We start from the raw sequence: 9,936 nt of genomic DNA, 5'->3' as shown, positions 1-9,936 counted from the left end.
TCATCGCAGGCAAGCCAGCTCCCACAATTAAATTTGGGCGTGGCAGTTGGATTGGGGTCGACCTGGAGGGCGTCATCACCGGCAAGCCAGCTCTCAAAGGTGGGCCGCGCACATCCCATAGGCAAGCTCATAAGGTAAAGGTGAAGCGCTCCTCGCCTCGGGCGAGAATCACTTGGTTATTCTCGATGCGCTCCAGCACCCAGTTGTCCGCCAGCGCCGCGCCGGGGTACAGGCGCTTGCCGCTGTCGTTGATCACATAAGGATGGGTGCCGAACCACACCGCCTGGAAACGCACGCGCGGCCGCGCGGCATCAGCGCGCACAGCCACCTTGGGGTTGAGCACTATTTGCTGGCCATAACGCTGGTCGAAGGCTTGTTGCAACGCCAGCCACTGCGGTTTTTGCGATTGTTCAAAACTGCCGACGGCGCTGAGCTGGCCGTTGCTGTTGCTGACCTTCACCGCCTCCAGATGCGCCGCCTGAAGCTGTTGCTCCAGCCAGGCCTTGGCTTGCTCGCGGGTGGTCTTTTTCACGGGTGCAACATCCACCACCGCTGCAGCCGAAGCCGGCGGTGTGTCATTGCGAAACGCCAATGCCCCCGCGCAGATAAACAGCAAGGCAAGCGCGACAATCCACGGCGTGAGTTTGCGCGGGGGACCCGCCGGTTTTTCAGCGCCCTCGGGCAACGCCAGGCTCACGCCCGCCGCGCCGATCCGCAGTTGCAACGGCAGTCGCGCGCGATGCCCGCTGCCTTGGGGAATGCGCACGTTGCCGCTGAGCAGCACCTCGCCGCCCAAGGCTTCAACGGCCACTTGGCCGCCTTCGAACCGCAAGCGCAAGTGCAGGCCGGCAATGCCGGGATCGCTGAGCACCAGGTCGGCCGCGAGGTCCGCGCCGATCGTGTAGACAGGCTGGTCGAGCACCAGGGAACTGCCCTGGTGCAAACCGCCGGTCACGGTCAGGGTCGGTGCGCCAATACCGGCGACCGGGCCCAAGGAAATCAAGGCTGTCATGTTCGGGTTTGCCCCCTTGAGAATCACAGGCCGCATGCACGCCTGCGTGGATCAACAACGGTGCAACGTTTTTTAAAGCGGGTGTGTGCGATGGGTAAACGGGCAGCGCCGGCGCCGCCCGTTTGGCAAATCAGTTCTGCGGACGCTGTTTGGTAGCGTCGAGCTCAGCTTTTTTCGCGGTGCTGATTTCAGTGATCTTGGCCGACTTCTCGATAGCCATGTTGAAGGTCGCTTCCATCTTCGCGATAGCGTCGTCGGCGCCGCCTGCTTTTACTGGTGGGACATCAGCCATGTTCATCTCCTTGCATCGATTGGGAAGTTATTCAGTTGCGCAACAGCACGCTGAAAGTATGCAAACCGGTGAATGCCCAAAACGTCAGACAGTGAGCTTTCGAACCGTCGTTGGTTTGCATGGGATCCATACTACTCACGATCAAAACGCCTTCGCTGTGAAAGCTTGTGAAACGTTTCAGATACAAGGTGTGAAAGGTTTGGCTCAACCTGGCATTGAGAGAATCTCATCCATTTAGGTGCGCGGAACTTTCCGCAAAAAACCCAAACACGGCCAAGCCCAATGTTTACGGGGACCTTTCACCCGCTGCGGCGGCAGTCATGAACAATAACCGTTGGCCGGGGTGAGCCACGGACCAGCCCTTCAGGACTTTTTTTGTATGGAGTTCACATTTTTCGCTAATAGCCCTTTGTCCAACTTCCCAGATATTTCCATTTGTAACAAAAGCGACTTGATCGTCGCGTTTGATGGCTCGGCGCAAGCGACCTTATTGCCTGCCAGCAACTAAGGCTGCCGGCCCTGATTAGTACAGTTGCACTAATAGCCGAAACCCTTAGTGCGCAAGCGCTCCTATAAGAAACAACTTGGTTTTGATCAACAACACCTGACCCTCCCTCGCAGCCTGGCGCAAAAGGGAGCCGCGCCGGCCTGTGTTTCCAACGCAAAAGGTTGAATGACATGACGTACCCGACTCGCAGCCCTCTCACCGACGACGCTTCTTTGAAGATCCACTTCGGCCCGTTTCAACTGCTGCCCCAACGTCATGTGCTGCTCAAGCATGGGCAACCTGTGGCCCTGGGCAACCGCGCCCTGACCCTGCTGATCGCCCTCGCCTCGCGGCCCGGCGAGTTGATGGGCAAAACCCAATTGCTCGACATCGCCTGGCCCAAACTGGTGGTGGAAGAATGCAACCTGCGCACGCAGATCAAGACCCTGCGCCGCGCCCTGGGCGACGATGAATCGTTCTACATCGCCACGGCGACGGGCCAGGGTTATCGTTTTGTCGCGCCTACCTGGTTCGAATCCACGCCGGTGCCGGTGGTGAAAGAGCCGGTGGTGCTCGACGTGTATGGCTGCCGCCACTGCCGAGGCGCAGGGATGGTGCCGCTGTTTGCGCCAATGCACGCCGCGCAGGGCGATAGGCAAAACAGCTGATTCGCGTGGGTTATTCCGTTGGAAAAATATGTTTTTTTCAACGGAATTATTGGCGCGGCCCAATCGTTGTAGTTCCTGACACTGCCCAACACACCTAACCTTCAGGAACTCGTTTATGAATCGCTCTCTTATGTTCGGCCTGCTCAGCCTGCTCGCGGTCGGCTCCGCCCAAGCCGCTTCGCTGCAAGTCCCGGTCAACCTGGTGAGTGCCGATGGCGCGCCGCAGCCGGTGGGCAACGTGACCATCAGCGAATCGGCCTACGGCTTGATCTTCACCCCTGATCTGAAGTCGTTACCGATGGGCGTGCATGGTTTTCATATTCACGAAAACGGCAGCTGTGACGCCGGTGTGAAAGACGGTGTGAAAGTCGCGGCACTTGCGGCAGGCGGCCATTTCGACCCGGAAAAAACCGGCAAGCATCTGGGCCCTTACGCCAACGGGCACCTGGGTGACCTGCCGGCGCTGTACGTGAACATGGACGGCACTTCCACCAACCCGGTGCTCGCGCCACGCTTGAAAACCATCGCCCAGATCAAAGGCCACGCGCTGATGATCCATGCCGGTGGCGACAACCATTCCGACATGCCCAAACCGTTGGGTGGCGGGGGTGAGCGCCTGGTGTGTGGGGTGATTTGACGGTCGAGACCCGCCAGATGTGGGGGCGCCTACTTCTGTGGTGAGCAGGCCTTCTTGTGGTGAGCGGGCCTTCTTGTGGTGAGCGGGCTTGCCCCGCGCTGGGCTGCGAAGCGGCCCCAATGCAGAGGAGCGCGGTGCGACAGGTAATCATCGGTGTCTGGTTCTGGGGCTGCTTCGCAGCCCAGCGCGGGGGCAAGCCCGCTCACCACAAAAAAACCTGCTCACCCTCAAAGAGCCTGTTTATCCCAAAAAACCTGCTTACCCCCTCGAAGACCATCCCACAATAAAAACCCCAGATCACCACAAAAGCGGGCTCCCGCAGTTTCAGACTGTCGACACAGCGAAGACCGCACTCAACTCCAGATGCCCATCCTTGAGCGGCGGGCACCAGTAGTAACCGCCGGTCAACGGTGTGCTGATGCGGTACAAGCCATCGACAATCCCGTCTTCCAGCCCGCTCATGCGCCGCAGCTGCGCTTCAAACGCATCAAACGAATGGCCAAACGCAAGGAACATCAGCCCCGCCTGGCCGTTCTCGGCCCACGGCATGGAGCGGCGCACCACAAAGGCTTGTGGGGTGAAACTTTCCTGGGCGGTGCGCTTGGTGTGGGCGGATTCAGGGGCGTCGTCCAGCTCTTCGTTATCGCCATGGCGACGGCCGATGATGTGATCGCGCGCCTGGGCAGGCAATGCGGCAAAGCCGTCGAGGTCGTGCTGCCACTGCTGGATCGCGGCAAAGCTGGCACCGCTGTCGGTCAATGCCGCTTCCACGGCGGCATCGTCGTGGGGGTTTTCGGTGCCGTCTTCATAATCGGTGAGGTCGAAGCCGGTCTTGTAGCGGAACCCTTCCGTCATCTGCACCAGGCGAAACGCCGGGGCCAGGGCTTTTTCAAACGCTCGGCTGCGTAACAGCAATTCACCGCGATCCACACCGTGCAGCCACACCCACAGCGCCTGCTGGGTCGACGGGTTGTGCGCGCCCGGCCCACTGATGGCAGGGAATGTACGCAGCCCTTCTACATGAGCGCCCAATGCGCTGACCAGCGGCTCACCGAAACCAACCACTGCGGCCGCGTCCGTCAACGTCACCAGCGCGTCCAACGCGGCGGGCACGGCTGCCAGTACGTCAACGGCGAAAAACAGATGGCGTGCCTGCAACGGCACCGGTGCGGCAAGAATGCCCGGCTGGTACTGACTCATGTGAACTCCTTCAAGAAAGCCGCGCAGTTTACCCCAACGAGCGGGGCGCACGCCCGCTTGTGCTAAGGGTTTTCCAGATCACGCGGAGCCAGGCCTAACTGCGCCTTGAACTGCGCCCAGCCCTTGGGCGTGACCCGCACTTCACGAGAGTCTTTTGCGCGGCGCAACCAACCGGCTTCACACAGGGCGCCGAGCATTTGCACGCCCAATGGGCCAGCCAGATGATGGGTGCGCTCGGTCCAGTCCAGGCACTGGCGGGCGGGTTTCAAGGCACCCGCGTCGATCCCCAGCGTGAGGAACCAGACGGCCCCCTCGGGCGACACCTCGAAATGCCTATCGCCGATCGCGCGCAAGTAGCCGTTGCTTTGCAGAGCCTGGGTCACGGCAACGCCCAATTGCCCGGCCAGGTGGTTATAGCAACACCGCGCAAAGCGCAGCCCCCGGGCCTGATGAGTGAGGGGTTTGGGCGCCGGCACAGGTATTGGCGCAATCGCGCTGAGGTATTCGATGGCCTGGGCCACATGGGCACCGGCCAATCGGTAATAGCGATGGCGGCCCTGGGTTTCACAGGCCAGCAACCCACCGGCGACCAGCTTGGCCAAATGCGTGCTCGCGGTTTGCGGCGTGATAGCGGCGGCGAATGCCAACTCCCCGGCCGGCAGCGCGCGCCCGTCGAACAACGCCAACAGGATGACGGCGCGGGCAGGCTCGGCGATCAAGGCGGCAATTTCAATAAACGTGGGCGGGGTCGACATGGCGCATCTCCGGCATGAGCGGCCGAGTATAAACGCGTCGCGCAGCGGCATGCTTCGGCCACGGTCGAAGCATCGGCAAAGGCCCTTGCGCTAGATTCGCCGCCTGCCTCTTTCAAGGATGACCTGCGATGCTTTCCCCTGCTGTGACGCAACGGCGCGTACTGGCCGCCACGAGCCTCAGTTACGTGCTGGTGATTCTCGACACCTCCATCGTCAACGTTGCGCTGGAACCCATCGCCAACAGCCTGCACAGCGAGATCAGCGCACTGCAATGGGTGGTTAGCGCCTACACCTTGAGCTTTGCCGGCCTGCTGCTTGGCGGCGGCGCCTTGGCTGACCGTTTTGGCGCACGCAGGCTTTACCTCGCGGGGTTGATGCTCTTTACCCTCGCGTCGTTACTGTGTGGCCTGTGCGTAAATGTGTTTGCGCTGGTGCCCGCACGTGTATTGCAAGGCGTCGGTGCGGCGCTGCTGGTGCCAGCCTCGCTGGCGCTGATCAACCAGGCGTACCTTGACGACCCGGCCGGGCGTGTGTCGGCCATCGGCGTGTGGGCCGGCTGCGGCGGCATCGCCATGGCGACCGGGCCGCTGGTGGGCGGCGTGCTGATCGAAACCCTGGGCTGGCGCAGCATTTTCTTCGCCAACCTGCCCTTGGGGCTGCTCGCCATCGGCCTGAGCGCGCGCCTCGCGGCCAGCGTGATACAGCCCCGCGCACAGGGCTGGAGCGTCTTGCCCCTGTTCGGCAACCCGGTGTTCAGCGTTTGCGTGGCGGTGTCCCTGGTGTCGGCGTTGCTGCTGTACGGCCTGATGTTTTTAATGGGCGTGTATTTCCAACGAACCTTGGGCTTTTCACCTATATGGACAGGCGTTGCGTTCCTGCCGCTGACGGTGCTGGTGAGTATCGGCAGCCTGCTGGCCGGGCGTCTGGTACGTGTTTGGGGCAGCCGTCGGCTGATCGGTGGCGCGCTGTTGATGTACGTGGCGGGCTTCGGTTTGCTGGTGGCGAAAGCGTCCGCGCCTTCCGGCTTCACGCTGGCGACAGCGATGATCGGCCTCGCCGCCGGCCTGATCACCCCGGCCGCCACCGGCGCGCTGATGAGCGTGGTGGCCAGGGAACAGGCCGGTACCGCCGCCGGCACCCTCAACACCGCCCGGCAATTGGGCGCCGCGCTGGGTGTGGTGTTGGCAGGCGGGCTGTTGTAATGCGTCTGGCCCTTGCCACACAGCCCTTGGATGGGTGACTCTCTAGTCATGTTTTGCAACTATTCCAGGGGTAGCGACATGACCACCAGTAACCTGCTCGCCCAGCTGTTTCCGACCTCCACCGACGACATTCCCGAACAATTCCGCCTCGCGGCGCCGATTGAACAGCGCGATTACCTGGTCGATGGCCAGTTACAGGTATGGAACGGCGCGCTGGCCAAGGTGCAAAGCCCGGTGCAATTGGGTGATGAGCGCGTGCACATCGGCAGCACGCCGCTGCTGGATGCCGAGACCGCCCTCACCGCCCTCGACGCCGCCGTGCGCGCCTATGACCGTGGCCAGGGTGAATGGCCGACGATGCGCGTGGCAGACCGGATCCAGCACGTGGAAGCATTTTTGCGGCGCATGCGTGAACAGCGCGACGCGGTGGTGAAACTGCTGATGTGGGAAATCGGCAAGAACCTCAAAGACTCGCAAAAAGAATTCGACCGCACCTGTGACTACATCACCGACACCATCAACGCCCTCAAAGAGCTCGACCGCCGCTCCAGCCGCTTCGAGCTGGAACAGGACACCCTCGGGCAAATTCGCCGCGTGCCGCTGGGCGTGGCGCTGTGCATGGGCCCCTACAACTACCCGTTGAACGAGACCTTCACCACGTTGATCCCGGCGCTGATCATGGGCAACACCGTGGTGTTCAAACCGGCCAAGCTCGGCGTGCTGCTGATTCGCCCGCTGCTGGAGGCGTTCCGCGACAGCTTCCCGGCCGGCGTGATCAACGTGATCTACGGCAGCGGCCGCGAGACCGTCAGCGCGCTGATGGCCAGCGGCAAGATTGATATCTTCGCGTTTATTGGCACCAACAAGGCCGCCAGTGACCTGAAAAAGCTGCACCCAAAACCTCACCGCCTGCGCGCGGCGCTCGGCCTGGACGCAAAAAACCCCGGCATCGTGCTGCCCGAAGTCGACCTCGACAATGCCGTGAGCGAAGCCGTCACCGGCTCGTTGTCGTTCAACGGCCAACGCTGCACGGCACTGAAAATCCTGTTTGTGCATGAAGACGTGGTCGACCGTTTTATCCAGAAATTCAACCAGAAACTGACCACGCTGAAGCCCGGCATGCCTTGGGAAGATGGCGTATCGCTGACGCCGCTGCCGGAAGTCGGCAAGGTCGATTACCTCAACGCACTGGTGGCCGACGCCGCGCAGCACGGCGCGAAGGTGGTGAACGAAAATGGCGGCAGCAGCCGCGGCTCGTTTTTCTACCCGGCGGTGCTGTACCCGGTGAACCCGCAAATGCGCGTGTACGCCGAGGAGCAGTTCGGCCCGGTAGTCCCAATCGTGCCTTATCGCGACCTGGAGACGGTGATCGAGTACGTGCTGAACTCCGACTTCGGCCAGCAACTGAGCATCTTCGGCACCAACGCCGTAGAGGTGGGGCGGCTGGTGGACACGTTCGCCAACCAGGTCGGGCGCATTAACATCAACGCCCAGTGCCAACGCGGGCCGGACACCTTTCCCTTCAACGGGCGCAAGAATTCGGCCGAGGGCACGCTGTCGGTGCACGACGCCTTGCGCGTGTTCTCGATCCGCACCCTGGTGGCGACCAAATTCCAGGAGAGCAACAAGGCGCTGGTCAGCGACATACTGCGCAACCGCGATTCGAGCTTTTTGACCACGGACTATATTTTCTAAAGCACGACGGTAAACACTGGTGGTTGTGGGAGCCGGCTTCTGTGGGAGCCGGGCTTGCCCGCGATGCAGACGACTCGGTTTTTCAGGCAGACCGAGGTGACGCCATCGCAGGCAAGCCAGCTCCCACAATAGCCAGCGCCCACAGTTGATCCAAGCCAACCTGCCAACCGAGGCCATTTTAATACCGATGAACCTGCCCTTCTTCGCCCGGCGCCTATTGCGCCCGTTGCTCGACCCCTACCGCCGTTATCGCCACGCCAAGCTGATCCACGCCGTGCGCGTGTCCATCGGTTTGCTGGCGACGATCCTGCTCACCACCGGCATCAACCTGCCGCACGGTGAGTGGGCCTCGGTGACCATGCTGATCGTCATCGGCGGGTTGCAGCACCACGGCAACATCGGCAAAAAAGCCGTGGAACGCGCTTACGGCACCCTCATCGGCGCCAGTGTCGGCCTGGCGATCGTGGCGCAACAGGCTTACCTGGGCCAGCCGTTGGTCACCTATTTATTGATGTCCATCGTGTGCGGGTTCTTCTCCTATCACGCCATCGGCAAGGGCGGCTACATCGCGCTGCTGTCGGCGATCACCGTGTTTATCGTCGCCGGCCACGGCGACAATCCGCTGTCGGATGGGCTGTGGCGCACCGTCGACATCCTGATCGGCATCGTGCTGGCCCTGGCCTTCTCTTTCGCCCTACCGCTGTACGCCGTGTACTCGTGGCGCTACAACCTCGCCAGCGCGTTGCGCGACTGCGCCGCGATCTACAGCCGCATCATCAACGGCCAGTCAGTCACCGATGACGAACACCTCAAACTGCTCAACCGCCTGAATGCGGCGATGCTGCAACTGCGCTCGCTGATGCCGTCGGTGTCCAAGGAAGTGAAGATTTCCATGACCGAGCTGGACGCGATCCAGCGGCACTTGCGCATGTGTATCAGCACGTTGGAGATTCTGGGCAATACCCGGCCTGATCCGCGAGATGAACAGGCAACGGCGCGCATGCAGATGATGCTGAAGGCTGAACATCGGCAGATTCGGGTGCAGTTGGTGGGCATGGCGCGCGCGTTGAAGTCGGGGGTGACGGAACGGCTGGAACGGAGTGCGGTGCAGGTCGGGGATGACAGTGGGTTGGAGGCGCCGGTGCAGAGTGCGATGGATGGGTATCGGTTGTTGACGGTGCAGTTGGCGGCGAATGTGGAGGGGATGCGGGGGCGGTTGGCGAAGACGTCGGGGCGGTGGAGGATTTAAAGGGGGGTGTAAAAAAAAAGGGACAGTCTAGGTTAGGTAGAGCTGTCCCGATGGAGGTTTTTAATGATCAAGTTAAACGATTGACGTATGCCGTATGGAGGAAAAAGTCGTTACCTATACCATTACTCACACGATTATGAATTACGACGGTGGCCGGTCCATTCGCTGTCACCGTAAAATTAGCAGTTAGAGAGGCCCAGGCGTATTTCGGCAAAGTAAGTGCTCCATGGATCAGCCGCCCACCCACATAAACCTCCAGCACAGGATCATAATATTGCCTCCCGTTGGGGGTATTATTTAGAACTACAAACGATAAGGAGTAAGTATGCCCAACAGCAAGATTTAGTGTTGTCGCAACCACTGTACCAGCGAACGAGTTATCATGACGGTCTGTACCTACGTATAGGCCAGTAGGCGTAAAATAAGCGCCAGAGCCTCCAGACCCTATACCCCAAGAGCCCGCGCCATTTACAAACCTAGTATTAACGGGCGCAAATGAATCGTTAACAATGTAGGGTGTTTGCGACACTAACACTGCGCGAGCCTTGTTCTGGCTACCATCATATGACAAATACATTTGCAAGTAACCCCACGAGCCCTTCGGCGCAGCTGTTAACGCGCTGCGAGGGAAGCCAAATCTTACTATACCGTTCGCCTCCACTGCCGGCGGGATCACATAGCCTGCCAATATGGGTATAGACCTCCCAGTCACGGCAAAATCCACCCAGAGCGTTTGCCC

At 60.9% G+C, this 9,936-nt stretch carries 10 protein-coding genes; 5 read left to right on the top strand and 5 right to left on the bottom strand.

The window, feature by feature from the left end; translation table 11 throughout:
- Positions 1 to 127 precede the first annotated feature (127 nt).
- Complete coding sequence (locus WBB95_RS24015) at positions 128 to 1,012, bottom strand: SctD/MshK family protein (RefSeq protein WP_424489823.1); 885 nt, start codon at positions 1,010 to 1,012, stop codon at positions 128 to 130.
- A gap of 130 nt (positions 1,013 to 1,142) precedes the next feature.
- Positions 1,143 to 1,304 (bottom strand): hypothetical protein, encoded by a 162-nt coding sequence (locus tag WBB95_RS24010; protein ID WP_016969018.1) that lies wholly within the window; start codon positions 1,302 to 1,304, stop codon positions 1,143 to 1,145.
- A 678-nt stretch (positions 1,305 to 1,982) separates the two neighbouring features.
- Between WBB95_RS24010 and WBB95_RS24005 the strand changes: the two genes are divergently transcribed.
- Together WBB95_RS24005 and sodC are read left to right on the top strand one after the other, a co-directional pair.
- On the top strand, positions 1,983 to 2,459 hold the full coding sequence (locus WBB95_RS24005; RefSeq protein WP_424489822.1) for a winged helix-turn-helix domain-containing protein: 477 nt from the start codon (positions 1,983 to 1,985) through the stop codon (positions 2,457 to 2,459).
- Positions 2,460 to 2,574: 115 nt separating this feature from the next.
- Complete coding sequence (gene sodC, locus WBB95_RS24000) at positions 2,575 to 3,096, top strand: superoxide dismutase [Cu-Zn] SodC (RefSeq protein ID WP_424489821.1); 522 nt, start codon at positions 2,575 to 2,577, stop codon at positions 3,094 to 3,096.
- 324 nt (positions 3,097 to 3,420) lie between these two features.
- On the opposite strand, the gene WBB95_RS23995 is transcribed toward sodC, so the two are convergent.
- Positions 3,421 to 4,296, bottom strand: coding sequence for a Dyp-type peroxidase (locus tag WBB95_RS23995; protein ID WP_424489820.1), 876 nt, complete (start codon positions 4,294 to 4,296; stop codon positions 3,421 to 3,423).
- 62 nt (positions 4,297 to 4,358) lie between these two features.
- Positions 4,359 to 5,051, bottom strand: a complete 693-nt coding sequence (locus WBB95_RS23990) for an ArsR/SmtB family transcription factor (protein WP_424489819.1) — start codon at positions 5,049 to 5,051, stop codon at positions 4,359 to 4,361.
- A 128-nt stretch (positions 5,052 to 5,179) separates the two neighbouring features.
- On the opposite strand from WBB95_RS23990, the gene WBB95_RS23985 reads away from it, so the two are divergent.
- From WBB95_RS23985 to WBB95_RS23975, 3 genes are all read left to right on the top strand, one after another.
- Complete coding sequence (locus WBB95_RS23985) at positions 5,180 to 6,253, top strand: MFS transporter (protein WP_424489818.1); 1,074 nt, start codon at positions 5,180 to 5,182, stop codon at positions 6,251 to 6,253.
- A gap of 78 nt (positions 6,254 to 6,331) precedes the next feature.
- A complete protein-coding gene (locus WBB95_RS23980) occupies positions 6,332 to 7,948 on the top strand; it encodes an NADP-dependent glyceraldehyde-3-phosphate dehydrogenase (RefSeq protein WP_424489817.1) in 1,617 nt (538 codons plus the stop codon).
- Between the two features lie 187 nt (positions 7,949 to 8,135).
- On the top strand, positions 8,136 to 9,197 hold the full coding sequence (locus WBB95_RS23975) for an FUSC family protein (RefSeq protein WP_424489816.1): 1,062 nt from the start codon (positions 8,136 to 8,138) through the stop codon (positions 9,195 to 9,197).
- A 67-nt stretch (positions 9,198 to 9,264) separates the two neighbouring features.
- Here the strand turns inward: WBB95_RS23975 and WBB95_RS23970 are convergent.
- A partial coding sequence (locus WBB95_RS23970) for a hypothetical protein (RefSeq protein WP_424489815.1) occupies positions 9,265 to 9,936 on the bottom strand: 672 nt, incomplete at its 5' end.

It is taken from the genome of Pseudomonas sp. (assembly GCF_049645325.1).
GTDB lineage: Bacteria > Pseudomonadota > Gammaproteobacteria > Pseudomonadales > Pseudomonadaceae > Aquipseudomonas.
The sequence above is the reverse complement of the archived record's forward strand: the minus strand, read 5'-3'. Positions and strand labels throughout refer to the sequence as shown.